Below are 25,139 nucleotides of genomic sequence, written 5' to 3'. Positions count from 1 at the left end.
TTATTGTTAAAAATTAGAAGGAACTCTTTTATATGTTGTATAGCGCCATATTTGGTACTTCTCAAAGGAGAGGTAATCTTCAATTACTAAACTCTTAAAAGAATTAATAATTATGGAGCTTGAAGTAGATAAAATCTTATGTTTAACTTTTTGGCTATTTCTATTAACAAAAGCAAATAAGGTTGTTGCCATTAAAATAATAGAAATAATGAAATATAAGTTTACAAAGATTATACTATCAAAATTCATATCCACACCTCCTTTATAGAATAATTATATAATACAATTAATTCCAGTGAATAGCAATATATAAGTTTAAAATTAATTTATTATATGGTATTAATAAATATATAATTATAAATGTTATGTTTTTATTGAATAAGAAAAGGATATCTCATCTTTAATTTTGAGATATCCTTTTAATTTTAAATTATTCTTTGCTAGCAATCCATTCGACAACTTGTGGAGTTGAAGAAGCTGTGCTCTTCGAATTAGCTTCTGTTACGAAAATTAAATCCTTTTCTTCAACAGTAGCTCTTAATTTTACTAATACTTCATCAGCAGACAAATCAGTTTGAACTAGGTAGCTGTCAGGCATAAAGCAAGCCCATGGACCTAATTCTTTAATTTGGCCAACTAATTTTGCATCTGAACGTACTTCATGGTGATGTTCATGATCATGGTTATGATCCCCACATCCACATGAACTATGTTCTTCTTGTAAATAGTAAACTATTGCATACGTCATAATTAATTACCACCTTTAGTCATTTGTATAAGGAAAAGCTCCTTATCATAGCTATAGTAAATATACTACACTAATTGATAATTTAATGCAATTAGACTCAAGGATGGAATATTAATAAAATATAAAATTTAGATGTGTAACAATATAATATCTTTAAGGATAGCCTAAATAATTACTAATAAAGAGAGTGAAATAATAGTATCTATTGACAAAATATAAAAGAGAATATATAATACTTTTTAATAATATAAAAGTAAAGCCGTGAAGAGAAAGAGTAGGATTAATAGAGTTTTAAAGAGAGTTCCTGGTTGGTGAAAAGGGCAAACAAGTTAATTTGAATACATCTTTGAGCAGCACTCCGAAAGATAACAACCAGTAGGCAGATGTCGGGATGCACCCGTTATAGTGCTAGAGTATAACCAGGTAATGTTAAGTTGGCGTACTCGAAAAGGTTATTATCGTGAGGTAATAATGAATTAAGGTGGTATCATGTGAGTAGTACTCTCGTCCTTTTATAGGGCGAGGGTTTTTTTATGTTTCTAGTTATTGGCGCGCGTAGCTAGAAATTAGTTTAATATTGGAGGGATAAATAATGAATATAGATGAACAAATTAAAATTATTCTTAAAGGGGTAAATGAAATAATAGGACTAGAAGATTTAAAATTAAAATTAGAGAAAGCAAGGAAGGATAATAAAGAATTAGTGGTAAAGCTTGGGTTAGATCCAAGTGCCCCAGACATTCATATTGGACACACTGTCGTTTTAAGAAAGATGAAACAGTTGCAAGATTTAGGGCACAAGGTAGTAATAATAATTGGAGACTTTACAGGGAAAATAGGTGATCCAACAGGTAAGTCTACAGCAAGAAAAGCACTGACTACAGAAAAGGTATTAGAAAATGCGAAGACATATGAAACACAAATTTTTAAAATATTAGATAAGAATAAAACTGAGGTAAGGTTTAATAGTGAATGGCTTGGTGAGATGAAGTTAGAAAAAATGATAGAATTATGCTCAAATATGACAGTTGCAAGAATGCTTGAAAGAGAAGACTTTAAAAAAAGATACGAAAATCAAATGCCAATAGCTATACATGAATTTTTCTATCCATTATTGCAGGCACAAGATTCAGTTGAAATTAAAGCAGATATAGAGATTGGAGGAACAGATCAGAGATTTAATCTTCTTATGGGTAGGATGTTACAAAAGGTAGTAGGTCAAGAACCGCAGGCTACAATATTCATGCCTCTTTTAGAAGGGGTGGATGGAGTAGAGAAAATGAGCAAAAGTCTTGGTAATTATATTGGCATAGATGAAAGTCCAGCAATAATATATGAAAAAGCAATGTCAATACCTGATGAACTTATAATTAAATATTACAATTTAGTTACAGATATACATCCAAATGAAGTGGAAAAAATAGCAAATGAACTTAAGGGCGGTAAAGTAAATCCAAGAGATATAAAGATGAACCTTGCAAAAGAAATTGTAACTCTATACCATGGTAAAGAAGAATCAGAAAAGTCAGAAGCAAGATTTAAAAGCATATTTCAAAAGGGAGAAATCCCCAAAGATATAAATACTATTAGAGTTTCGAAAAAGAATTTTGATATAGTAGAGGTATTAGTAGCTAATAAAATAAGTAATAGTAAAAATGAAATAAGAAGATTAGCTTCACAAGGGGGAGTTAAGATAAATTCAATTAAAGTAAAAGACTTATCAAAGGTTGAACTAAATGAAGAGCTAATTGTGCAAATAGGTAAAAATAAATTTTTGAAAATTCAGGGGTATATTTAAATAAAGAAAAAGACTGGATAAATAGTTAAGGTAATTAATCTAAAATGCTAGCCATGTTGATGCCTAGCATTTTATTTATATGATAGTAAAGTTAAAATTAATTACAATGATAAGGTAAATTTTAAAGATCAAGTATAGATTTTACTAAAGCTAACTTTGCAGTATGTAGCATATGATTCCAAGAACCAAACTTAGTTGTTTTAGAAATATAATCATTAAAATCTTCTTGATTAATCTCTTCAAAGTCTTTCAGAGAGTTTATTGTATAGTTTCCTGAACGAAGTAAATCATCAAGAGAAGTAAAGTTACTAAAATGTATCATAAATTTAGGCGAAAATATAGTATTTACTAGTAATTCATATAAATTACTTTTAGTTTTTAGATCAGTTGCATCAAAAACTTCATCATTACTTGATAGTTTCATTAAATACACCTCCTTAATATTAAATAATATCACTTTAAAAAGAATTAATAAATACATATTAAGGATTAAATGCTTGGACATGTTATAAGGGAACTTTAATTTTTATAATGAAAAGCTAGTCATTATGACTAGCTTTTCATTTGATTATTTCATTTCAGTTACACCTGTAACAGATGATCCTTCTTCAAGTTTATATGTATCTTTAGCTTCTTTATTTAAGAAATAGATATTACCTTCAACTTTAGCATCTACTAGAGTAAAATTCTTTGATTCTACATAAATATCACCTTTAAAAGTTCCACCTTTAATAGTTGTAGATTCACTTTTAACTGTTAATTTAGGTGCAGTAAGTGTATATCTAGCTGTAATTTCCTTTTTATCATTTTGATTATAAAGAGCTAGTTTACGTCCAGCTGCTATCATGACGGAACTATCTTCATTACTTGGCTTTTGAAGATCTCCTTCAACTACTAGATCTTTACTAGTAGATATATCATTTTGTAGTAATACAATCCATGTGCCATCTTTACCTAATGCTTTAATTAATTGTGATTCATCAGTTACCCTTGAAGGTCCTGTAACAGCATCAGAATCAGTAACTTCATTAACAGGTGGTGTTTCTTCTTTCGTTGAACCACATCCTACTAAGAATGTTGATCCAATAAGGACTGCAGCTAATAATTTTGAAAGTTTCATTTTAAATTCCTCCTTAGTATAAGTTCTACATATATAGTATGTGGAGATAAATTAAATATTATTTATTTAAAAAAGGAAATTACTTTTAAAGGTGAGTGAATTGGTTACTAAACTTAAGAATAAATTTATATTGTAAAATTATGAAATTAAAAGTAATATGATATAATATATAAGTTAGTAAATATTGTAAAAATGGGAGATTTATAAAATTAGTATTAGAGAATTTAGAGAAGAGCTTTGGAGATAAGATTAATATTAGTTTTATCAGTATTTATTGCAACCATTTTATTTATAGTTTTTGCAGGAAAGGATATTAGGGAGAAGTTAGTAGAAGGTATACTAAATTCAACTTCAATGATGATATTTATAATGTATATGATGTCAACTACTGAGCGAATATGTAAAGCGATGTTTTTTAATTGTGATCACAGTTTCTTAAAACATGGATATTATAGGGAAGGTAATGCCATATTAAGTAACTTTAAAACTAGGTTAAAGAGGATTGTCTTTATTAATTCTATTCCAGCCTTTGGAATAGCCTTAGCACTTGAAATTATAGTATTTATTTGTGGTGATTTTGAAGATGTAGTCAAATTAATACCAACATTGATATGTATTGTATCACTAGCAGCATTTTTTTCAATTTACTATTTGTTTATGTACTATGTATTACAACCTTATACAGAAGAACTTACAGTAAAAAGTCCATTATTTAGTATTACAAATTTCTTTATATATATGATTGCATACGGTTCTTTCCAGATAAACACATCATCGACTATTTTCACTTTAATTATTATAGGTGTAACAGTTATATTTATACCTATTGCCCTTGTTATAATAAATAAAGTAGCACCAAGAACCTTTAGGTTAAAGTAAAAACTCATACTACAGATTTATGCAGTCTGAGTTTTAATATGGCAATAAAATTCATTTAGAATTATATAATAAGTAGATAAATTATATTCATTAGGGGGAAGGATGGAAGAGGTTAATGATTTAAATTACTATAATAATGGGTTTAAGAGTAAGTGGTGGGAGACTAGTAGCAAATTTGACTTAGAAATGGATAAAGTGAATTTTCTTCAAAAGAAAAAAAGGGAGAAGGAATTTAACATGATTTTAGATTCCATTATTAATCACATTAAGGATTTTCCAAAAGAAGAAAAGGATATAAAGTTATGGAGAGCAAAAGGATATTCTTATATAGATGAGGTAATAGGTAAGGAAGGGATATTTAAACTTGGAGTAAAGAATAGCAGTTTAAAAGAAGGATTTTTTAAGAGTACAAAAGAGTTTATTAGATATGCAAGGGCCTTTGACAATAGTCTAGCATTAGCGGACATTGGTCAAGCAATGCGAAATCTTTGGATATTTAATATTCTACAAGCTTTATTTGGAGGAGATATGAAATTCTCTAAAGGAATTTTTGGCTATAGTATGCTCTATCCTTATACAGATAATTTTCTTGATAATCCTAGTATTGCTAAAATAAAAAAAGTGGAATTTAATAATAAATTCTCAAAGAGATTAAAAGGGGAGGAAGCCATTCCTATAAATATAAAGGAGAAAAAAATATTCAGTTTGGTGGAGATCATTGAAGATGAGTTCGACAGGAATATATCGCCTAAAGTTTATGAAAGCTTACTTTTAATTCAAAAAGGTCAGATTAGAAGCTTAAATCAACAAGAAGAATTAACTATACCATATGAAAGAGATATTCTTGAAATTTCTATTGATAAGGGCGGGGCTTCTGTTATTGTTGATGGGTATCTAATAAGAGGGGACTTAATTCAAGATGAGTTAGAATTTTGTATAGGATATGGCACTTTACTTCAAATAGCAGATGATCTTCAAGATGTAAAGGAGGATATTAATAATAATCATACTACAATATTTTCACAGCTAGCTGGTAAATATCCTTTAGATGCAATAGCAAATAAATTGATTAATTTCACAATTGAGTTATTGGATAATTATAATTTTAATAAAGGAGAAAATGAAAAAGATATTAAAGAATTAATAAAAGAAAATTGTTTAATGCTTATATTATTTTCTATAGTTTTCAGTAAAGAGTATTTCTCAAAGAATTATATAAGGAAAATAGAGAGCTACCTTCCATTTACACTTTCATATGCTGAACAAATACAGTCAACAATGAAAAATAAGTTCCTTGGGATCAATGGAAAAAGCAATGAAGACTTGATGCATATTATGGATGAAATGATTAAAGAATAAGAAGAAATATGGTATAATACTAAAAATAGAATACGAAGGAGAAGTATATGATTAGTAAAAAGGCTCTTAAAGAAGAAATAATTACTTATGATATTATTAATTATACTGATGAAGATGGAAGTAAGGTTGAATATGTTGAGGTTACTTTGGCTGACCGTATTATAGATGTTTATATGGATACAAAAGAAGTTAATATTGGAATACTTGCAAATAAGATTATTGAAGATAACTTGTATGAAGAGTAAAGAAAATATCCCTAGGTAATAGGTAATATTATCTAGGGATATTTTATTATTAAGAATAGTCAATGAATTTAATATAAAGTATAATAAAAATACAATAAAACAAGACTAGGGGAGTAAAATGAGACGAATAGTAAATACTTGCAATATAGACACTATATATGGAAACAGAACAATTAATTTAATAAGAGAGGATATAGTAGAAACAAAGGGAGAGCTAATTATATTTTCCACACATGATGATATAAACCTACCTATTGATGGAGAAGTATATCAATCTTTAAAGAAAAGGTATAAACTTAGAGGAACTGGAAGAGGTAACATGACTTCAGAAATAAATGGAGTTAAGCTTCAATATTGGAGAGAAAAGAATGAAGATGATTGGCAAGGATTTTTAATGGTTAGGATACCAAAATTAAGTGAAAATCAAAATAGCCTTTCTGCTCATGATAGACATATTAAAGCTATTTTTTCTTCGGTAATGGCTCTTGAATTTAATGATATTGATTTTGATAGTATTTCACTGCCGATGATAGCAGGTAATACATCAATTGATTATTTTGAGTCTGTGAAAATACAATTAAAATATGCAATAAAATTTTTAAAGGAAAGTAAAAATACAGATATAATTAACTTTTACATATTAGAAAAGGAGAAGGAGGATGAATGGAGTAAAGCTTTTGAAAAAACTCTAGGTAGGACATACTATAAACAGGGAAGTATAGTTGCAATAGAGTCATTAATTCTAGCTTTAAAGGATACAATTAATAAAATATTTGATTCTGAAAGATTTAGTGAACTTGAATATATTTTAAGGATTATAAATAGAGAATTAGAAGAAGTTGATTCATTATCAATGAGTAACATTGCAATAAATTCTAGAAAAATATCTGAAATTGTAGCTAAGGAAGTAGCAAGTAGAAAAAATATAAATATAAATAAAGTAAAATATGATTTAAGTTCAATTTTAAATGTTATTTCAAGTAAGGAGATATTGGCACCATGGATAATACAGTATTTACACAGTGCAAGAGTATTTGGAAATAGATCAGCTCATGTAGAAACTGATGTTAAGTTCATTCCAATAAAATTTTATGATAGTGACTTTATTTCAATACTTTCTTCCTTATATAATATTCTAAATTTTTGGTATTATAATAGGGATGATTTATAAAGGTTTGGTTATCTTGTCATTGGATATCAGGTAGGTTATTAAGAAAAGTATGCTTCAAAATAAAATTATAGAAGTAAGTGTATTAAAAATAGAACTAGAATAGAGTTTAAAGTAAAAGGATCTATTCTAGTTCTATATTTTAGTTAGACTTTGTTAAGACCGTATATAAATCCTGTCGTATAGAAATATTTCCTATAGATTTAGTTGAGATAACTACGCTATCATTAATAATCATATTTCTATCTAATGTTTTATTATATTCTCTTTTTACTTTCTCGTATTCATTATCCCATTTAATTACTGGTTTTCCAATAAGACCACTAGATATCCTAACTGAGTTTAATAACCTTTGCTTCTTTAATTTTTCTTCTTTAACTTTTTTTAATTCAGATAATAATAAGGAATAGCTATTCTTACTATCTGATGTTATTAATTCACCGTAGTTTTCATAGGCACTTTCTTCTTCTTTCTTTTTTGGAAATTTCTCAATTTTCCATTCTATAAACTTTGCTGGATAAATTTCATAAGGACTAGTATCATCCTTTAGTAAAGACTTTGGTGTAAATATACCCTTATCGTTAACTTTAAAGGTTACTCTAGCATCTCTTTCTTCTGAAGAAATATTAGATAAATCAATATCTTCACCATTTGTACTTATTAAAAGGGATTTGATATGTTTATTTAATGCCCATTGTTTACAACCTAATACCTGTATATCATAGAGATATGAAGCAATAGTTTCAGAGGAGAGTGAACGTAACAACCTCTTGTTTGTAGTTTTAATCTTTGTTAAGTCCATAATAGAGATTACTTTGTCATTCCACTTTATACTCTTCTTTAATATGCCTTCTTTTTTATATTTTATTTTAAGTTTTCTTGAGAGGATACAAGGAAGTTCAGAAGTATTAATATTACCATTAACAATTAAGTTATACTCCTTATACATCTTTGCATCTAATTTAAGCTTACTTACTAAGTCATTAACTTCACCATTTATTTCAACTTTGACTCCAATGTTAAGCTTTTTTGAGCCTATATTTATATCTATAACATTACCATAACCAGTTTTATCGTATGTAAATTTATACCTATATTCATCCAAAATATTCTTTATACCAATCCTTTTATATGGGTATTTATAGTCCCATAAAAGTTTGGAATTTTCATCAGCTAGTATTTCATTTAATACCTCAAGAAGACAGATAGGTTCATTAGTGGCTGGTAGAACTTTGATTTCTTCTTTACCTTCTTTAAACCTTTCTGTCTTATCTGTAATTACTTTATTTAAGTAAGTAATTGCTTTTCCTTTTTCTAAAAAAGAATAACAATTAGATAAGAGCTTATATACATAAATATCACCTGTTTGGCTTAGAGTTATTTCACAACTATCAATATCTCCATTTAAAAGGTGGTTTAATGATAGGCTATACAAAAAGTCCTCAATAACTGACTGAGTAGGACATCGATTATTGATTTTAATATCTATATTTTCAATGTTTAGAGGATCATCAAAGGTAACAATTAAATTATCTGTACTACTAGATAAATTCTTAATAGTATGGGTGGTAGAAATTCTTTGTGATGAATTTACCAGAAAAAAATCTTCATTATTGATTTTTATATCAGTTGAGTCCGTATTATTTATAGTAGATATCATCTTTAATGCGGTATCCTGATAATCTGAAACATCATCTATATGAATAAATTTTCCGTTATTAGGTATGCTAATAAGATTTTCAAGGAACTCTCTATCGTAGTACTGTCCAAAGCCTACTGTATTTAAATATACGTTACTATTTTTGCATAAATATCCTACTTTGTAGCACTTATCTTCTTCATCATTGTAGCTCCATTCCATTGGAACTAAACAGCCATCAGTAAATAATATAATATGGTGTTTATTGCAAATATCAGTAAGAGATTTAACTATTTCTATAGCATCTTCTAGGGGCTCAGACATTATAGTAACACCTTTTGTGAATATTTCATCTTCCACCTTCTTATAAACCTGTGCCATAGCATAGGAAGTTTTATCACATTTTACTGCATTAATAATCCGTAAGGAATCATTATGGCCTGAGAAGGTTATTATTGAGATATAATTATTCTTTGTATTAGATAAAACATCTAAGGTTTCTTTAAGTTTTTCTTTTAGTCTAGGTAGTTCATTGTACATACTACAAGATACATCTATTAGAAGTATATGATGATTAACAGTTTTTTTTATTCTTCTAGTTGTTTTTAGTGAGTAAAAGTAGCATAGTTTATTTTCATTTTCAGAAATGTTAATGTTTGTGCAACCTTTATAGGTAAATCTAACATTATTAAGCCTTTCCATTGAAATCTCCTAAATTATTGATAACTATAGTAATAGTTCTATGTAAGAATATATGATTTTAAGGTTATATTAATGAATAGGAAGGTTGATATTATTAATTTAAGGCATAAAAATAGTAAAATTAAAGAATTTAAAACTAAGTAATCTATATTATAATTATAAAACTGTTTAGTGATAAGTAATATTAATATAGTTTATTAAATATGCCAATAATGGATATATTTAAATTATTAACTTTAAAAATGTAATAAAAAAAGCTATAATGTATAAGTATATAAAAAATATTAGTTGATAATGATTAATAGTAAAGAAGTTAGGTGTATAAATGGACAAAGACGTAAGAGATGTAAATATGGTTCTAAAAAAAGTAATAGGCGAAATTAATGACGGTAAAGACAAAATCTTTAAGATATCAGAAAGCTTAAGAGATGAGTTTGAACGTGAGAAACAAGAGCTTGAAATGGTTATCATAGAAATAGGAAATGTCATTAATGAAGTAGATAGACTAGAGAAATTAGATAAAAAGATGAGGTTACGTCTAGCAAAGGAATCGATGAATTTAAAAAATAATGATGCTATGATTCAAAAAACCTATGAAGATGCTCTTGAAGTAAGAGTGAAATTTATTACTATGCAAAAGGAAGAAAAAGAGCTAAGAAAGAAAAGAGACAAGCTCGAATTATCCTTAAAAAATTATCTAAAGAATATAGAGGAAGCAGATTCAGTTATTAAACAAGTTAATGTTGCTTTACATTATTTAAGTGGTGATGTTGAAGATGGATTAGGAAATATTGAAGGAAATTCTAAAATGAATACCGGCATAAAAATACTTGAGGCACAGGAACAGGAAAGAAGTAGGATTGCTAGAGAGGTGCATGATGGGCCAGCACAATATTTAGCAAGTACAATAATGAGAATTGATTTTTGTAAAACATTACTTAATGATGATTTAGTAAAAGGACTTAAGGAACTTGACGATTTAAAGGGAGATGTCAAAAAGGCATTAAAAGAGGTAAGGGGTATTATATTTGATTTAAGACCACCTTTTTTAGAAAGACTTACTTTAACAGAAGCAGTACAAGATTTAGTTGATACATTTTTAGAAGAAAGTAATATTGACTTGGATGTTAGCTTCCAGTCATCTGCTAGAGAAAGTGAACACATTATTGAAGTAGGTGTATATAGAATAATACAAGAATTACTAAATAATATTAAGAAGCATTCAAAGGCACGAGAGGGAAATATTAAGTTAGAAATTGGTAGGGAATGGATTTACATAGTTATTGAGGATGATGGGATAGGTTTTGATCTTAATGAAGTAATTGAAAAATCAAGGAAAAGCAATTCTTCCTACGGAATTCTTGGTATTTTTGAGAGAGTTAATCAACTTGGTGGAGATATAAAAGTAGATGCAGTAAAAGATTTAGGTACAGGGTATAAGATTAAGTTGCCTACAAGTAGGAGGAAAAAGTGCGATGATTAGTTTAGCAATAGCTGATGACCATGCTTTAATTAGAGAAGGGTTAAGTAGAATATTAAGTTATGAAAAGGATTTAAAGATTATTGCAGAGGGAGAAAGTGGCGAAGAGTTATTAGAAGAATTAAAAGTTAAGACACCTGATATAGTGCTTTTAGATATAAATATGGAAAAGCTTGATGGAGTAGAGACTTTAAAAGTCATTAAAAGGGACTGGCCTAGAATTAAGATTATAATGCTTACAGTTGAAAAGCAAAGAAGGAAAATTAAAGAGACCATGGATATAGGTGCAGATGGTTATGTTTTAAAAGAATCAGCGGGAAATGAAATTACAAATGCTATAAGAGCTGTATATGCTGGAGGAAAGTACATAGATAAATCTTTGATAGATCAATTTATTCAAGAAGATAAAAAAGAAAGCAAAAACTTGTTGTTAGATAGTTTAACTAGAAGGGAATTAAGTATTCTAGTTAAAATATCTGATGGTCTTAAAAATAAAGAAATTGCAGAAAAGCTATTTCTATCTGAAAAAACTATCAAGAATTATGTTACAAGTATTTTTAGAAAGATAAATGTAGATGATAGAGTACATGCTACAATATTTGCAATCAAAAATAATGCTAAAGAGTATTATTTGAATAAATATAAAGATTCACTACATGTTCAGGACTAAAGTCCTAAAACATAAGGACTTTGGATATCTTATTATTTTGTAGAATTTTGTATATAATTAACCTATAGAATTTATTTCTTGCTCCAGTATTAATTCTCCCAGGATTAAATACCAGTTTCCCCAAAACGGGAGCGAGATTAATTTTTAATTATGGTTTGCAGTGTTTCATAAATAGCATGACTTTTTATAAGTTATGCTATTTTGTGTTTTTAATTAATTTTAAGATAATAATATATACATAATATGGTATGATTAGGTATATAGTAAGGAGGTATAGTGATGTATGGAGACCTAAAAAGTTCAATAAGGGCGGATTTTAAAAATCCACAGGATAAGAAGAGGAATTTTAGTAAAATAAGAGGATTATTTGATCTATTTCAAAGTAATAAATATACAATAGATGATCAAACTTGGGATGATCTTACTATGAATGAGGTATTTACAAAAATAGATAGAACATATTCAACTGCTGGTGAGGCTGTATTATATACACTTCTTAGGAATCCAGTTATGGATGAGGAAAAGCTTAAAAAAAGAGAGAAATTAATTAATTTATTTAAAAGTGATTTGAATTTAACAACTGAACTTAGAAAAATATTTTTTAAGATGGGCTTTGATAAGAAAAATAGGTTATTAGAGATGATAGAGGATTTACTTACGGTTAATAGAAAGAAATATTATTTATATTCTTTTTTAGGTAAAATACTTCCTATTGCTTTAATTGTTATAGCAATATTCCTAAAAGAACCTAGATTAATGATTATATTAATGGTTGTAATATTTATTAATATATATTTCAATCAGCATGAGGCAACCACTGTAAGGGCAACAGGTCTCATATACCTTAGAGATGTTATTGATGCAGCAAAGAAAATATGTAAATTAAAGGATGAAGGAATATCAGAACATGTAGGGAAATTAGAATATTTACTTAAGGATATCAAGATACTTGACAGTGGAACTAGGGTTATCAAGTATATAAATGCTTTTGGTGGGTTGTTTGAGGCAATATCAATTCCATTCTTATTAGAAGAAGCTGCTTATTATAATATAAGTAGTTCTTTGAAAGAAAAAGCTAGTAAGGTTCTAGAGTTATATTATCTAGTTGGTGAATTAGATGCTCTCATTGGAGTATCAAGTTATATTTCTTGTAATGAAGATAGATGTTCTGCGCCTAAGTTTATAGAAGGTACAACTTTAAGTATTATTGATGGAATACATCCATTATTAAAGGAGCCAGTACCAAATTCAATTCAGATAAATAACAATGGTATAGTGCTAACTGGAACAAATATGTCAGGAAAATCAACTTTCTTAAGGATGATTAGTACAAATATATTACTAGCTCAAACCTTTAATTTTGTACTAGCAAAAGAGTATAAAGCTTGTTTTTTAAATATAGTATCTTCAATAAGTCCTAAAGATGATATTAACAATGGTAAAAGTTATTATATGGCTGAAGCTGAAGCTATATTAAGAATTATAAGGGCATTAGATAATGATGTTGCTGTATTCTGTCCAATTGATGAGATTTTTAGGGGGACTAATCCTGTTGAAAGAATATCTTCTTCAGCAGAAATATTAAATTATATAAATAAAAGAGATGCTCTTTGTATTGTAGCTACTCATGATAGAGAACTTACAGATATGCTTAAAGATAACTACAATTTTTATTATTTTAGTGAAGATGTAGACAGTAAAGAAGGATTAAGTTTTGACTATAAACTAAAGGCAGGAATATCTAAAACGAAGAATGCTATAAAGCTTCTTGATTATATTGGATATCCTAAGGAAATAATAAAGAATGCTTACAAAAGAGCGGAAAATATGGAAAAGTATATATAAAGTATGTATAAAAGAAACCTGCATAGGGTTTCTTTTTTTGCTAATATATAGTATAATTTAATAGAAAACACAGAATATTATGAATTCTAGGAGGTAAGACATGAAAAGTTTAAAAGGAACTAAAACAGCAGAAAATTTAATGAAATCATTTGCAGGGGAGTGTCAAGCTAGGACAAGATATACTTATTATTCAAGTGTGGCTAAAAAGGAAGGATACGTACAAATAAGTAATATCTTTATGGAAACAGCTGAGCAAGAAAAAGAACATGCTAAGAGATTTTACAAATTCTTGAAAGAAGACTTTGTAGATGAAGCAATAGAAATCCAAGCATCATTCCCTGTATCATTCCATCAGGAAACTGCTAAGAACCTAAAGGCAGCAGCAGCAGGTGAAAATGAAGAATGGACAGACCTATATCCAACATTTGCAAAGGTTGCAGAAGAAGAAGGATTCCCAGAAATAGCACAAGCTTATAAGAAAATTACAGAAGTAGAGAACTTCCATGAAAGAAGATATAATAAACTTCTAAAGAATATTGAAGATGGAAAAGTATTCAAGAAAGATGAAGTTGTATTGTGGAAATGTAACAACTGTGGATATATTTATGAAGGTGAAGAAGCTCCTTTGGCATGTCCAGCATGTATACACCCACAAGGATACTTTGAGGTTTTCCACGAAACTTATTAAATTGGAGGGGATATTATGAAATATGATAAAATTCAACTACCATACAGTTTTAATGAATTAGAGCCTTATATAGATGCACAAACGGTAGAAATACATTATACAAAGCATCTTCAAACATATGTAGATAAATTGAATGGGGTTTTAATAGGATATGAAGATTTTACAAATGGAAAATCTCTTGATGATATTCTATCTGATGTAGCAGCAATTCCAGAATCAATACATGCTGCTGTTGTAAATAATGGTGGTGGAGTTGCAAATCATAATTTATATTTCTCAATTTTACATCCACAAGCCAAAAAGGCTCCAGAAGGAGATTTATTAGAAAAAATCAATAAAACTTTTGGTAGTTTAGAGGATTTAAAAGCTAAATTAACTGAGACTACTGTAAATCAATTTGGATCAGGTTATGGGTGGCTTGTAATCAATAAAGATGGAAATCTAGAAATTATAAGTACTTCTAATCAAAATTCACCACTAAGTCTTGGTTATAAGCCAATTTTAACAATAGACGTATGGGAACATGCATATTATTTAAAATATAAGAATGTAAGAGTAGATTACGTTAAGAATATATGGAATATTATTAATTGGAGGGAAGTAGAAAAACTTTATAGAAAATTTATGATAAACCTTTAGTATTGTTAAAGTAATCTATATGAATTATAGTATTCTTATGATTAAAGAATTTGAATACCAAATAAAATATAAAAAAAGAAAAACTCTTTCGATTTCAGTTGAATTAGATGGAGTGGTACAAGTTGTAGCACCTATAGGATTACCAAAAGGTAAAATAGAGGAGGTCCTAAAATCAAAGGAAAGTTGGATATTAAAAAGAATTAAAGAAGTTGAAAGTAAAGAAAAGCTTAATGTTGATGAGGTAATGTACTTAGGTCAGATTTATAAGGTTAAGGTTTTAGTGCAGAGGTTTTCTAAGGTGGATTTTGTCGTTTTTCATGAAGGAGTATTTTTAGTTAATGTTAGAGATGAAAATAATGTTATTAAAGCTTTAGAATCTTGGTTTAGAGAAATGACTGAGAAAACGATAAAAGATAAGGTACAAAAATATAAGCATTACTTTATAGAAAGGCCAAAAGAAATAATAATAAAAGAACAGAAAAGGCGCTGGGGAAGTTGTTCCTATGATAATAAATTATTATTTAATTGGAGACTTTCTATGGCTACAGAAGATGCATTAGAATATGTAGTTGTTCATGAGATGTGTCATATGGTTCATAAAAATCATTCTACTGAATACTGGAGAGAAGTTGAAAGAGTACTGCCAAATTATAAAGAAAGTCATAATTGGCTAAAGGAGAAGGGGTACCTTCTTAATTTACAGTAATAATTATTAGATAGTTAAAAATAAAGGAGTTAGTGATATTTCACTAGCTCCTTTATTTTATTTAGACTATATTATTTTTCTTCTTTAATATGAATATCCATTTGAGGATAAGGAATGCTAATTTTTTCTTCATCAAACCTAAGTTTAGCTTGTTCTAAAAGATAGAAGTAAACATTCCAGTAGTTTTCAGTCTTAGACCAAACTCTAACGACGAAGTTTACTGAACTAGCACCATGCTCACTTAAGCTTATAAAGGGAGCAGGATCTTTTAATGCAAACTCACAGGATTCAACAATTTCTGATAAAGTTCTTTTAACATGTAATATATCAGCATCATATCCTACACCGAAAGTAAGATCTACTCGTCTAGTATCCTTTGCAGAATAGTTAATTAGACTACCATTTGCAAGAGTACCATTTGGAATCATGATTTCCTTATTATCAGGAGTAGCTAAGTGAGTATAGAATATTTTTATTCTCTCAACTGTTCCGCTATATCCAGCAGCTTCGATAAAATCCCCAACTTGGAAAGGTCTCATCATTAGTATAATTACACCGCCTGCAAAGTTAGATAAACTTCCTTGAAGGGCAAGACCAACTGCAAGACCTGCTGATGCAACAAGTGCTGCTAGACTTGATGTGCCGATTCCTACATAATTCAAAACACAAATAATTAAAATTATTTTAAGTGACATATCTACAAAAGCCTCAAGGAAAGAATGAAGTGTTGAATCAAATCCCCTTTTGTTTAAAATATTACTTAATCTTTTTACGATTTTTTTAATTACTTTCCAACCTATAAATAGAACTACAACACCAATGGCAAGTCTTATACCATTAGTTGTAGCCCAACTAATAAGTTTTTCAATAAATACTTCTAAGGACATTTTAATACCTCCATAAATCTTTTTATATAAATAGTATAATCGCAAATAACTTCTTACACAATAACAAATCATAATGGAATTATTTACATTATTTATAGAATGTGATAATATAATAATTAATATTTTCATATTATTAATGAATATATTAAATGAGTATAACTTTAACAATAATACTAAGTATATAATATTAAAAATATAGTATTAACCTTTGGTGGGTATTATATTCTAAATGTAGAAAGTTGTAAAAGATAGGAATAAAGTATGGGTAAAACAAAATAGGAGGATGGTAATATGGTAGGGAAAAAGAAGGTTGCTCTGATGCTATGTGGTCTTCTAGTAGGAACGGTACTTGTAGGATGTGGAGCTGAAAAGAAGGATGAGAAGAAAAAAATTGGAGTTGTACAATTCATACAACATGGAGCTTTAGATGCCGCTAATGAAGGCTTTATAGCTGGTTTAAAAGAAAAGGGCTATGAAGATAAGGTAGTTATAGAACAACAAAATGCTCAAGGCAAGATTGATGTTGCTCAGCAAATAGCAGGACAGTTTGTTAGTGATAAAAAGGATTTAATATTTGCAATAGCAACCCCAACGGCACAAGCTGCATATAACTCAACAAAGGATATACCAATTGTATTTACAGCTGTTACAGACCCTGTTACAGATGGACTAGCTAATGATTGGAAAGGTTCAGGGAGGAATACAACAGGTACTTCAGATATGGTAAATATAGACGAGCAGTTAGACTTATTTAAAAAGTTAGTACCTAGTGCTAAAACATTAGGAGTTATCTATACAACTTCTGAAACAAATTCTGTTAATCAAGTTAATAAGCTAAAAGAATTAGCCCCAAAACATGGCTTAGAGATAAAGGAAATTGGAGTTGCTAATATTAATGAAATAAATCAAAATTTAACAAATGCTATGGCTTCAGTAGATGGGATATATGCTCCAACAGATAATAATGTTGCTGCTTCTTATGAACTAGTAGGTAATATATGTTTAAAGAATAATAAACCAATTTTAGGTGCAGAGCCTGCTGTAGTAGAGAAGGGTGGACTTGTATCTAAAGGATTAGATTATTTTGAACTAGGCAAAATGGCAGCTTATAAAGCTGTAGAAATATTTGAAGGTAAAAGTCCATCGGATATTGAAATTGAAACTATGAAAGAACTTGCAATAACAATTAATACAGACGTGGCAAAGAAACTTAATATAACAATTCCAGAAGATATTGATAAGGTTGCAAAGAAGGTTACTGGAGGCGTTAATTAGTGGACATCATAGTAAATGTATTAGAGCAAGCTTCTCTATTTGGCTTAGTAGCGATGGGAGTTTATATCACATATAAGATATTAGATTTTCCAGACCTTTCAGTGGATGGTACTTATCCACTAGGAGCTTGTATAGCAGCAACTTTATTAGTTAATGGGGTTAATCCTTTTATAGCTACTATTGTTGCAATGCTAGGTGGAGCAGTTGCAGGATTTATTACTGCATACCTTCATGTAAAGCTAAAGATTACAAATTTAATGTCTGGAATACTTGTAATGATTGGATTATATTCAGTTAATTTAACTATAATGGGTAAATCCAATACACCCTTGTTTAGTACAGATAACCTATTTAAATTAAATATACAGTTATTTGGTATAGATATAGGAAAGATAATTTTAACGTTACTAATCCTAGTAATTTTAAAAATATTATTAGACTTGTTTATGAAAACAAAGATTGGTTTCTTATTGTTTGCAGTAGGAGATAACGAGCAGGTTGTTACTTCATTAGGAGTAAATAAAAATAATATTAAAATTTTAGGACTAATGATAAGCAATTCACTAGTAGCCCTAGCAGGAGGTCTTACAGCCCAATATCAAGGTTTTGCAGACGTTGGTATGGGTACAGGAATTGTTGTTAAAGGTCTTGCTTGTGTAATTATTGGAACATCAATATTTAGCAAGATTAAATTTATAAAATCAACAACTCAAGCAATTATTGGAACTGTTGTATATTATGGAGCTATATCAATTGCATTGAGACTTGGCTTAAGTCCAAATCTATTAAATTTACTTACGGCAACAGTTATAGTTGTAGCATTGAGTTCTCAAAACTTTAAATTTAAGAAGAAAGACAACAATATAAACAGGAAGGGTGGTGCTGAAGAAAGTGCTAAAGATCAAGCAGCTATCGAAAGTATTCAATCCTAATACTATAAATGAAAATAAGGTTTTTAATGGTTTATCACTAGAGGTAGAAAAGGGTGATTTTATTACAATAATAGGATCCAATGGTGCTGGGAAGTCCACACTTTTAAATATCATTGGGGGTACAATAGAATTAGACAGTGGAACAATTCATATTGACGGTGATGATGTATCTAAAAAAGCAGAGTTTGCAAGGTCTAAATCAATAGGAAGGGTTTTTCAAAATCCATCAGTTGGTGTAGCACCACAAATGACTATATTAGAAAACTTATCTCTTGCTGACAATAAGGGAAAGACTTATGGATTAACAATCGGTGTTAATAAAAAGAGGATAGAAGAATATAAGAAACTTCTTGAAGAGGTAGATTTAGGTCTTGAGGATAAACTTTACAATAAAGTAGAGTTACTATCTGGAGGGCAAAGACAAGCATTAACACTTTTAATGGCTGTAATGTCGAATCCAAAGTTGCTACTATTAGATGAACATACAGCAGCTTTAGACCCTAAAACTTCTGAAAAGATAATGGCAATTACAAAGAAAATTGTTAAGGAAAGAGGAATAACTACATTAATGGTTACTCATAATCTTAAACATGCTATGGAAACTGGTAATAGACTTTTTATGATGCACAGAGGTGAAGTCGTTATTGATGTAAGAGGAATAGAAAAGGAAGAATTAACTACAGACAAATTAATGGATCTATTTGAAAAGGTTCATGTTAAAGAAGATTTAAGTGATAGAACATTATTTGGTTAATTATATCTAAGGAAGCCTAGGCTTCCTTTTTTTCTTTGTTTCATGTTATTATTAGATATATAAAATGTTAAAGTAGAGGTAATTATGTATAAACCATTAGCAGATAAAATAAGACCAGTAGAATTAGAAGATGTTTGCGGACAACAGCATATCTTAGGTCCAAATAAGATTTTAAACAGAATTGTTAAAAGTGGTGCAATTAGTAACATGATTTTTTATGGACCACCAGGTATAGGTAAAACTACTGTGGCAAACATTATTGCAAAAAAGGCAAATAAGCAATTTTATAAACTTAATGCAACAAATGCTTCATTAAAAGATATTCAAGATATATGTAAGGATTTAGATACTTTTATGGGGAGAGAGGGGGTTCTCTTATATTTAGATGAGATTCAAAACTTTAACAAGAAACAACAGCAATCTCTATTAGAATACATAGAAGATGGAAGAATAACCTTAATAGCTTCTACAACAGAAAATCCATATCATTACGTATTTAAGGCACTTTTAAGTAGATCTACTATTTTTGAATTTAAAGCTTTAAATGAAGAAGATGTTAAGAAAGCATTAAGGAGAGCCATTGATATACAGATGAAGGATTATAATGAAACTACTTTACAAGTTAAGGAAGAAGCCTTAGATTATTTTGCGGCTGCTTCTAATGGAGATGTTAGAAAAGCTATGAATGGACTTGAAGTAGCCCTTAATTCAACTAATCCTAATTCAGATGGAGTAGTACTCATAGATTTAGGAATAGCCAGAGATAGTAGTCAGACAAAGGTTGTTGCCTATGATGTAAATGGTGATAGTCACTATGATTATCTTAGTGCCTTTCAGAAGTCTATAAGAGGCAGTGATCCAGATGCAGCAATCCACTATCTTGCTAGATTAGTTAAAGCAGGAGACTTGATTTCCATTTGTAGAAGGTTACAAGTTATAGCTTCAGAGGATATAGGTTTAGCCTATCCTCAAGCTGCACCTATAGTTAAGTCATTGGTAGATTCAGCAAGGGAGCTTGGTTTTCCAGAAGCAAGAATACCCCTTGCGCAAGCAGTGATTTTATTAGCAACTGCACCTAAATCAAATTCAGTTATTATGGCAATTGATGGAGCACTTGCTGATCTTGAGAACATGAAAGTTGATGATATACCTAATCATCTAAAGGATGCTCATTATAACGGGGCAAAAGCCCTTGGAAGAGGAACTAACTATAAGTATCCTCACAATTACCCTAATCATTATATACCACAGCAGTACTTACCAAATAATATAAAGGATAAAAGTTACTATGAATACGGTGATAATAAGATGGAGAGAGCATCTATGGAATATTGGAAAAAGATTAAATAATTAATATAGCTTTTTGCATAAATAGAGGATGAAGAAAACTTCATCCTCTATTTATAATATTTTGAAAAACTTATTATTTAATAGATGTGCTAATATTTTTAATGGATAAACCCTTAGAGTCCCCTTCACAAGCCCCGCCAACTGTAATAGAATCACCTTTTTTTAAAGAACCGCCCCAGGCTGGGTTAGAGATTTTGTAAGTATCACCTGAATTGGAAAAGCTTCCGTCCCAACACTGAGTAATTTTTTTAGGGAATGAGAAGCTAACTTCCCATCCTGAAATATCATTACCAGTATTATTTGTAATAACCATAGACCAATTAGCTCCTGAACCCCAGTCAGAGGTTATTTCGAATTTCGTATCTAATCCGCTAGTAGAAGTTACTTTATCATTAGAATGGGTATCTTCATTAGAAGCCTTATCATTTGAAGTAGCTTCTTCTTTTTCTTTTGAAGAATTATTTTTTGAATCATTACTATCCTTTGATTTTGAGGCACCAGAAGGTTTACCAAACTTCTCCCAAATTATCGAGGTTAGTGGAAAGCCAGAAGACTTATCGTCTCCAGAAATTTCCCAAATAATCATTCCACCATATTCATTTTTTAATACAAAGTCGCACCTTTCCTTTAGGGAATCTTCGTCCTCATAGGTAAGCATTGCTTTTAGCTCCTTATTGTATAGATATGGAACCTTTGACTTATTATCAAAGTATTTCTTCCAACCATCCTTATTTTCCATATTTTTTAGTTGGAACCAAGGAATTTGCCCACCAGGATTTTGAGGACCATCCCAAGAACCTTTATATCCTTTCTTTGCAGTGGAGAATAAACCATCCTTTCCAGTACTATCATCAACTACACTCCAACCTCTTGAGTAAAATGGTGAGCCTACATTAAGTTTTTCACTAGGAATACCATATTCTTTAACATACATTTTCATTGAATCCTCAGCAGAGTAGGTATACTTATCATAATCAGTTGGATCCTCATTATTTTTATAGATAGCAGAGTGATGATTTGTAGTATTCTCCCAAGAACCATGGAAATCATAAGTCATTACATTAATATAATCTAGATATTTTATGTATTTGTCAGGCTCCTGTAATTTGAGTTTTTCATAATTACTTGTATTTGCTATAGTAAGAGATTTATCTTGCATGTCATTTTTGTTGTAGCCATCTCTTATTTCCTTAAGGAGAAGGATAAAGTTTTCTTTATCTTCAGGTCCACCAGGACATCCTCTATCATAATCATCATTAGGGTCTTTTTCTCTATTTTCTCCAGGATATTCCCAGTCTAAATCAATGCCATCTATAAATGGATATTTATTCAAAAATTCTATTATGCTGTTTATAAAGGTTTGTCTATTTTCTTTTGTTTTAGCCATATCATGGAAGTTTTCACCTCTAGTCCATCCACCAACAGATAATAATACTTTTACATTTGGATATTTATCTTTGTAGTATTTATATTCACCCATATGACCACGTAGCTGATTCTGATCCCAACCTTCTGAATGAGGGAAGGATTTTTCGAAGTCAGCATCTTTATCAGTGGATTCTAATTTAAAGCTACTAGATACAGTAAAGAATGCGTGATTAATTACTGTAATCTTATCCCAGGGAATATCAGCAACTGACATATTTTGATGCTCGCTACTATAAACTCCCCAGTTAGGAAAATACATGATTATATTTTTATTATTACTTGTTTTGCTAATATTATTAGAACTTGCAGGAGTGCTATCTTTTTTATTATCATTAGGTTTTGATAAGAGCTCATATGATAATAAACCTCCAACAGTTACTACTAATAGAATTGATAATACAAGAGTGATTTTCTTTTTCATACTGACCTCCTTACAATTTATTACAATTAATTATAGAAGTTCTCATAATCAAAGTAAAGGTGATAAATGATTATAATATAGAAAATAAGATTTTACTCCTTTATACTTAAATAGTACCTAGTTAAGTATAAAGGAGATTTTCATGGAAAATATAAGAAAGGCCAATAAATTTGATGTCATAGCTATAAGTGAAGTTCATGCTAGATCATGGAAAGAAGGATACAAAGGATTAATTAGTGAAAAGTACTTAAAGAAAATTTATGATAGATTATGGGTTCCTAAATTCATTCAAATTTTGAATGATAATGAATATATGGTTTCTTTATATACAGTTGATGGGAAAGTTACAGGGTGTATTACTTATGGTAAGGAACAAGATTGTATTGTACCCACAGTTACTGAAGAAATAAAAAGAGAAGGTATGGCAGAAATAGTAACCTTTTATGTACTGCCAGAATACTGGGGGAAAATGCAAGGGTATAAACTTGCAACCTTTGCTGAAAAAATATTAAAGGATATGGGTTATAAAGGTTGTTATGTTTGGGTACTATATGGAAATGAAAGAGCTATAAAGTTTTATGAAAAATTTGGTTTTAGAGAGGAAAAAGTGTTCACTAAATCCTTTGTGGGTAAGGAGGAAACTATTGAGCAAAGATACTATAAAAAATATTAAGTTATAGGAAAAAGTATTATTGACAATAGCAGAGTGCTTTGCTATGATATAAAAAGAAAACCAAGTAAAACACTCAACATTAAGGGGTGATTAAATGAAACTTTCTACGAAGGGGCGTTATGGAGTAAAAGCAATGGTTGAGCTTGCTATAAATTACGGAGATGCTCCTGTTTCAATAAAGACAATATCAGGAAGGCAAAATATATCTGAATATTATTTAGAACAATTATTTTCACCATTAAGAAAGGCAAAGCTAATTACAAGTATTAGGGGAGCCCAGGGAGGATATGTTTTAAGTAGAGAGCCGAAAGATATTACTGTAGCAGATATTATGTTTGTGCTAGAAGGACCTATAGAGGTTTCAGATTGTATAGATGGTGCAGCCTGTGATAAAATTGATTGCTGTGCTACAAGATTACTGTGGGAAAAGATTAAAAATAGTATCGACCATGTTATGGAATCGGTAACCTTAGAAGATATTGTTAATGATTATGAAGCGATGAAGGGAAATAACGATAAAATTAAACTTAAATTATAGAGGTGAATGGATATGAAGACAGTATACATGGATTATGCTGCAACAACTTACGTTAAACCAGAGGTTTTGGAAGAAATGATGCCATACTTTACAGAAAAGTTTGGTAACCCATCTTCTTTCTATGAAATATCTAGAACTACGAAGAGAGCTATCGACTCTTCAAGAGAAAAAGTTGCAACAGCACTAAATTGTGAAATAAACGAAGTTTATTTTACAGGGGGTGGGTCTGAGTCAGATAACTGGGCAATTAAAGGGATAGCCTCAGCCTATAAGAATAAAGGGAATCATATAATTACAACTAAGATAGAACATCATGCAGTATTACATACTTGTGAGTACTTAGAAAAGAATGGTTATGAAGTTACTTACTTAGATGTAGATTCAGAAGGATTTGTTAATTTAGAAGATTTAAAGAATGCAATAACTGATAAAACTATATTAGTTTCAATAATGTTTGCAAATAATGAAATTGGAACTATACAACCAGTTAAAGAAATTGGTGCTATTTGTAAGGAAAGAGGAGTTTTATTTCACACAGATGCAGTTCAAGCAATTGGTAATGTAGAAGTTGATGTAAAAGATATGAATATAGACTTACTTTCACTTGCAGGACATAAGATATATGGGCCTAAGGGAATTGGTGCATTATACATCAGAAAAGGTGTTAGAATACATAACTTAATTCATGGTGGGGGTCAAGAAAGAGCTAGAAGAGGTGGAACTGAAAATATTGCAGCTATAGTTGGTCTTGGGAAAGCTATGGAATTAGCCCACAACAACTTAGATGAACATGCTAAGAAGATGACAGTATTAAGAGATAGATTAATCGAAGGATTATTAGCAGTTCCTTATACTAAGCTTAATGGACCAAAGGGTGATAAAAGATTACCTGGTAACGTAAATATTGGATTTGAATTTATTGAAGGTGAATCAATACTACTTTCATTAGATTTTGAAGGTGTATGTGCATCAAGTGGTAGTGCTTGTACATCAGGTTCATTAGATCCTTCTCATGTATTACTTGCTATAGGACTTCCTCATGAAAAAGCTCATGGATCATTAAGATTAACACTCGGTGATGGATCAACAGAAGAAGATGTTGAATATGTAATTAAAACAGTTCCACCAATAATTGAAAGACTAAGAAATATGTCTCCTTTATGGGAAGACTTTGTTAAGAAGGGAGAAAGATAAT

Annotated in this window: 25 protein-coding genes and 1 other annotated feature; of the genes, 18 read left to right on the top strand and 7 right to left on the bottom strand. The window is 29.7% G+C overall.

What is annotated here, in order from left to right:
• Nucleotides 1–6: 6 nt before the first annotated feature.
• Both ACSYT2_RS07255 and ACSYT2_RS07250 read right to left on the bottom strand, forming a co-directional pair.
• Nucleotides 7–249 carry a hypothetical protein gene (locus tag ACSYT2_RS07255; protein ID WP_430856516.1) on the bottom strand — a complete coding sequence of 81 codons (243 nt, stop codon included), beginning with the start codon at nucleotides 247–249 and terminating at the stop codon, nucleotides 7–9.
• A gap of 181 nt (nucleotides 250–430) precedes the next feature.
• Complete coding sequence (locus ACSYT2_RS07250; RefSeq protein WP_430856515.1) at nucleotides 431–748, bottom strand: hypothetical protein; 318 nt, start codon at nucleotides 746–748, stop codon at nucleotides 431–433.
• A 252-nt stretch (nucleotides 749–1,000) separates the two neighbouring features.
• Nucleotides 1,001–1,263 (top strand) — a binding site (T-box leader).
• Nucleotides 1,264–1,337: 74 nt separating this feature from the next.
• Between ACSYT2_RS07250 and tyrS the strand changes: the two genes are divergently transcribed.
• Nucleotides 1,338–2,546, top strand: coding sequence for a tyrosine--tRNA ligase (tyrS, locus tag ACSYT2_RS07245; protein ID WP_438385007.1), 1,209 nt, complete (start codon nucleotides 1,338–1,340; stop codon nucleotides 2,544–2,546).
• Between the two features lie 121 nt (nucleotides 2,547–2,667).
• Here the strand turns inward: tyrS and ACSYT2_RS07240 are convergent, their stop codons facing one another.
• Both ACSYT2_RS07240 and ACSYT2_RS07235 read right to left on the bottom strand, forming a co-directional pair.
• Entirely contained in the window at nucleotides 2,668–2,970 is a 303-nt protein-coding gene (locus ACSYT2_RS07240) for a hypothetical protein (RefSeq protein ID WP_430856514.1), read from the bottom strand.
• Between the two features lie 144 nt (nucleotides 2,971–3,114).
• Nucleotides 3,115–3,666, bottom strand: coding sequence for a hypothetical protein (locus ACSYT2_RS07235; protein ID WP_438384340.1), 552 nt, complete (start codon nucleotides 3,664–3,666; stop codon nucleotides 3,115–3,117).
• Nucleotides 3,667–3,903: 237 nt separating this feature from the next.
• Between ACSYT2_RS07235 and ACSYT2_RS07230 the strand changes: the two genes are divergently transcribed.
• The 4 genes from ACSYT2_RS07230 (at nucleotide 3,904) to ACSYT2_RS07215 (ending at nucleotide 7,320) form a co-directional block, all read left to right on the top strand.
• The gene (locus ACSYT2_RS07230) at nucleotides 3,904–4,545 is read left to right on the top strand and encodes a hypothetical protein (protein WP_438384339.1); all 642 of its coding nucleotides are present in this window, start codon (nucleotides 3,904–3,906) and stop codon (nucleotides 4,543–4,545) included.
• A 102-nt stretch (nucleotides 4,546–4,647) separates the two neighbouring features.
• On the top strand, nucleotides 4,648–5,904 hold the full coding sequence (locus ACSYT2_RS07225) for a hypothetical protein (protein WP_430856511.1): 1,257 nt from the start codon (nucleotides 4,648–4,650) through the stop codon (nucleotides 5,902–5,904).
• A gap of 47 nt (nucleotides 5,905–5,951) precedes the next feature.
• Entirely contained in the window at nucleotides 5,952–6,149 is a 198-nt protein-coding gene (locus ACSYT2_RS07220; protein ID WP_430856510.1) for a hypothetical protein, read from the top strand.
• 118 nt (nucleotides 6,150–6,267) lie between these two features.
• The gene (locus tag ACSYT2_RS07215) at nucleotides 6,268–7,320 is read left to right on the top strand and encodes a hypothetical protein (protein ID WP_430856509.1); all 1,053 of its coding nucleotides are present in this window, start codon (nucleotides 6,268–6,270) and stop codon (nucleotides 7,318–7,320) included.
• A 139-nt stretch (nucleotides 7,321–7,459) separates the two neighbouring features.
• On the opposite strand, the gene ACSYT2_RS07210 is transcribed toward ACSYT2_RS07215, so the two are convergent.
• Nucleotides 7,460–9,658 carry a vWA domain-containing protein gene (locus ACSYT2_RS07210; RefSeq protein WP_438384337.1) on the bottom strand — a complete coding sequence of 733 codons (2,199 nt, stop codon included), beginning with the start codon at nucleotides 9,656–9,658 and terminating at the stop codon, nucleotides 7,460–7,462.
• Between the two features lie 325 nt (nucleotides 9,659–9,983).
• On the opposite strand from ACSYT2_RS07210, the gene ACSYT2_RS07205 reads away from it, so the two are divergent.
• The 6 genes from ACSYT2_RS07205 to ACSYT2_RS07180 all read left to right on the top strand — a co-directional run bounded on the left by ACSYT2_RS07205 (nucleotide 9,984) and on the right by ACSYT2_RS07180 (nucleotide 15,686).
• Complete coding sequence (locus ACSYT2_RS07205) at nucleotides 9,984–11,141, top strand: sensor histidine kinase (protein WP_438384335.1); 1,158 nt, start codon at nucleotides 9,984–9,986, stop codon at nucleotides 11,139–11,141.
• Nucleotides 11,134–11,808 (top strand): response regulator, encoded by a 675-nt coding sequence (locus ACSYT2_RS07200; RefSeq protein WP_430856506.1) that lies wholly within the window; start codon nucleotides 11,134–11,136, stop codon nucleotides 11,806–11,808. Before ACSYT2_RS07205 ends, ACSYT2_RS07200 begins: the two co-directional genes overlap by 8 nt.
• 279 nt (nucleotides 11,809–12,087) lie before the next feature.
• Nucleotides 12,088–13,653 (top strand): MutS-related protein, encoded by a 1,566-nt coding sequence (locus tag ACSYT2_RS07195; RefSeq protein ID WP_430856505.1) that lies wholly within the window; start codon nucleotides 12,088–12,090, stop codon nucleotides 13,651–13,653.
• Between the two features lie 100 nt (nucleotides 13,654–13,753).
• Nucleotides 13,754–14,341, top strand: coding sequence for a rubrerythrin (rbr, locus tag ACSYT2_RS07190; RefSeq protein ID WP_430856504.1), 588 nt, complete (start codon nucleotides 13,754–13,756; stop codon nucleotides 14,339–14,341).
• A gap of 15 nt (nucleotides 14,342–14,356) precedes the next feature.
• Entirely contained in the window at nucleotides 14,357–14,980 is a 624-nt protein-coding gene (locus tag ACSYT2_RS07185) for a superoxide dismutase (protein ID WP_430856503.1), read from the top strand.
• 37 nt (nucleotides 14,981–15,017) lie between these two features.
• The gene (locus ACSYT2_RS07180) at nucleotides 15,018–15,686 is read left to right on the top strand and encodes a M48 family metallopeptidase (RefSeq protein WP_438384332.1); all 669 of its coding nucleotides are present in this window, start codon (nucleotides 15,018–15,020) and stop codon (nucleotides 15,684–15,686) included.
• A gap of 71 nt (nucleotides 15,687–15,757) precedes the next feature.
• On the opposite strand, the gene ACSYT2_RS07175 is transcribed toward ACSYT2_RS07180, so the two are convergent.
• Nucleotides 15,758–16,579: a mechanosensitive ion channel family protein gene (locus tag ACSYT2_RS07175; protein ID WP_430856701.1), complete on the bottom strand. Its 822-nt coding sequence runs from the start codon at nucleotides 16,577–16,579 to the stop codon at nucleotides 15,758–15,760.
• A 285-nt stretch (nucleotides 16,580–16,864) separates the two neighbouring features.
• Between ACSYT2_RS07175 and ACSYT2_RS07170 the strand changes: the two genes are divergently transcribed.
• The 4 genes from ACSYT2_RS07170 to ACSYT2_RS07155 all read left to right on the top strand — a co-directional run bounded on the left by ACSYT2_RS07170 (nucleotide 16,865) and on the right by ACSYT2_RS07155 (nucleotide 20,884).
• Nucleotides 16,865–17,848 carry an ABC transporter substrate-binding protein gene (locus ACSYT2_RS07170; protein WP_430856501.1) on the top strand — a complete coding sequence of 328 codons (984 nt, stop codon included), beginning with the start codon at nucleotides 16,865–16,867 and terminating at the stop codon, nucleotides 17,846–17,848.
• Entirely contained in the window at nucleotides 17,848–18,780 is a 933-nt protein-coding gene (locus ACSYT2_RS07165; RefSeq protein ID WP_430856500.1) for an ABC transporter permease, read from the top strand. The genes ACSYT2_RS07170 and ACSYT2_RS07165 overlap by 1 nt, the downstream gene beginning before the upstream one ends.
• Entirely contained in the window at nucleotides 18,740–19,534 is a 795-nt protein-coding gene (locus tag ACSYT2_RS07160; RefSeq protein WP_430856499.1) for an ABC transporter ATP-binding protein, read from the top strand. The genes ACSYT2_RS07165 and ACSYT2_RS07160 overlap by 41 nt, the downstream gene beginning before the upstream one ends.
• 84 nt (nucleotides 19,535–19,618) lie before the next feature.
• Nucleotides 19,619–20,884 (top strand): replication-associated recombination protein A, encoded by a 1,266-nt coding sequence (locus tag ACSYT2_RS07155; RefSeq protein WP_430856498.1) that lies wholly within the window; start codon nucleotides 19,619–19,621, stop codon nucleotides 20,882–20,884.
• A gap of 73 nt (nucleotides 20,885–20,957) precedes the next feature.
• Here ACSYT2_RS07155 and ACSYT2_RS07150 read toward each other — a convergent pair whose 3' ends face one another.
• Entirely contained in the window at nucleotides 20,958–22,733 is a 1,776-nt protein-coding gene (locus tag ACSYT2_RS07150) for a glycosyl hydrolase family 18 protein (protein ID WP_438384329.1), read from the bottom strand.
• Between the two features lie 142 nt (nucleotides 22,734–22,875).
• On the opposite strand from ACSYT2_RS07150, the gene ACSYT2_RS07145 reads away from it, so the two are divergent.
• From ACSYT2_RS07145 to nifS, 3 genes are all read left to right on the top strand, one after another.
• Nucleotides 22,876–23,406: a GNAT family N-acetyltransferase gene (locus ACSYT2_RS07145; RefSeq protein WP_430856496.1), complete on the top strand. Its 531-nt coding sequence runs from the start codon at nucleotides 22,876–22,878 to the stop codon at nucleotides 23,404–23,406.
• Nucleotides 23,407–23,500: 94 nt separating this feature from the next.
• Nucleotides 23,501–23,944, top strand: coding sequence for an RrF2 family transcriptional regulator (locus tag ACSYT2_RS07140; protein WP_430856495.1), 444 nt, complete (start codon nucleotides 23,501–23,503; stop codon nucleotides 23,942–23,944).
• Between the two features lie 12 nt (nucleotides 23,945–23,956).
• Nucleotides 23,957–25,138: a cysteine desulfurase NifS gene (gene nifS, locus ACSYT2_RS07135; protein ID WP_430856494.1), complete on the top strand. Its 1,182-nt coding sequence runs from the start codon at nucleotides 23,957–23,959 to the stop codon at nucleotides 25,136–25,138.
• The last annotated feature ends 1 nt before the right edge of the window (nucleotide 25,139 follow it).

Origin of the sequence: Clostridium zhoujianii, assembly GCF_051590805.1 — a bacterium.
In the GTDB taxonomy this organism is placed as follows: Bacteria; Bacillota; Clostridia; order Clostridiales; family Clostridiaceae; genus Clostridium.
This window is presented reverse-complemented; position numbering and strand designations above follow the sequence as displayed.

Bases quoted from the DNA above. Each gene is read 5' to 3' on its own strand.
- ACSYT2_RS07140 (WP_430856495.1), top strand. From the start codon at position 23,501: ATGAAACTTTCTACGAAGGGGCGTTATGGAGTAAAAGCAATGGTTGAG.
- ACSYT2_RS07180 (WP_438384332.1), top strand. From the start codon at position 15,018: ATGATTAAAGAATTTGAATACCAAATAAAATATAAAAAAAGAAAAACT.
- ACSYT2_RS07200 (WP_430856506.1), top strand. From the start codon at position 11,134: ATGATTAGTTTAGCAATAGCTGATGACCATGCTTTAATTAGAGAAGGG.
- ACSYT2_RS07220 (WP_430856510.1), top strand. From the start codon at position 5,952: ATGATTAGTAAAAAGGCTCTTAAAGAAGAAATAATTACTTATGATATT.
- ACSYT2_RS07205 (WP_438384335.1), top strand. From the start codon at position 9,984: ATGGACAAAGACGTAAGAGATGTAAATATGGTTCTAAAAAAAGTAATA.
- rbr (WP_430856504.1), top strand. From the start codon at position 13,754: ATGAAAAGTTTAAAAGGAACTAAAACAGCAGAAAATTTAATGAAATCA.
- ACSYT2_RS07170 (WP_430856501.1), top strand. From the start codon at position 16,865: ATGGTAGGGAAAAAGAAGGTTGCTCTGATGCTATGTGGTCTTCTAGTA.
- nifS (WP_430856494.1), top strand. From the start codon at position 23,957: ATGAAGACAGTATACATGGATTATGCTGCAACAACTTACGTTAAACCA.
- ACSYT2_RS07250 (WP_430856515.1), bottom strand. From the start codon at position 748: ATGACGTATGCAATAGTTTACTATTTACAAGAAGAACATAGTTCATGT.
- ACSYT2_RS07215 (WP_430856509.1), top strand. From the start codon at position 6,268: ATGAGACGAATAGTAAATACTTGCAATATAGACACTATATATGGAAAC.
- ACSYT2_RS07185 (WP_430856503.1), top strand. From the start codon at position 14,357: ATGAAATATGATAAAATTCAACTACCATACAGTTTTAATGAATTAGAG.
- ACSYT2_RS07150 (WP_438384329.1), bottom strand. From the start codon at position 22,733: ATGAAAAAGAAAATCACTCTTGTATTATCAATTCTATTAGTAGTAACT.
- ACSYT2_RS07235 (WP_438384340.1), bottom strand. From the start codon at position 3,666: ATGAAACTTTCAAAATTATTAGCTGCAGTCCTTATTGGATCAACATTC.
- ACSYT2_RS07155 (WP_430856498.1), top strand. From the start codon at position 19,619: ATGTATAAACCATTAGCAGATAAAATAAGACCAGTAGAATTAGAAGAT.
- ACSYT2_RS07255 (WP_430856516.1), bottom strand. From the start codon at position 249: ATGAATTTTGATAGTATAATCTTTGTAAACTTATATTTCATTATTTCT.
- ACSYT2_RS07145 (WP_430856496.1), top strand. From the start codon at position 22,876: ATGGAAAATATAAGAAAGGCCAATAAATTTGATGTCATAGCTATAAGT.
- ACSYT2_RS07225 (WP_430856511.1), top strand. From the start codon at position 4,648: ATGGAAGAGGTTAATGATTTAAATTACTATAATAATGGGTTTAAGAGT.
- ACSYT2_RS07210 (WP_438384337.1), bottom strand. From the start codon at position 9,658: ATGGAAAGGCTTAATAATGTTAGATTTACCTATAAAGGTTGCACAAAC.
- ACSYT2_RS07240 (WP_430856514.1), bottom strand. From the start codon at position 2,970: ATGAAACTATCAAGTAATGATGAAGTTTTTGATGCAACTGATCTAAAA.
- ACSYT2_RS07195 (WP_430856505.1), top strand. From the start codon at position 12,088: ATGTATGGAGACCTAAAAAGTTCAATAAGGGCGGATTTTAAAAATCCA.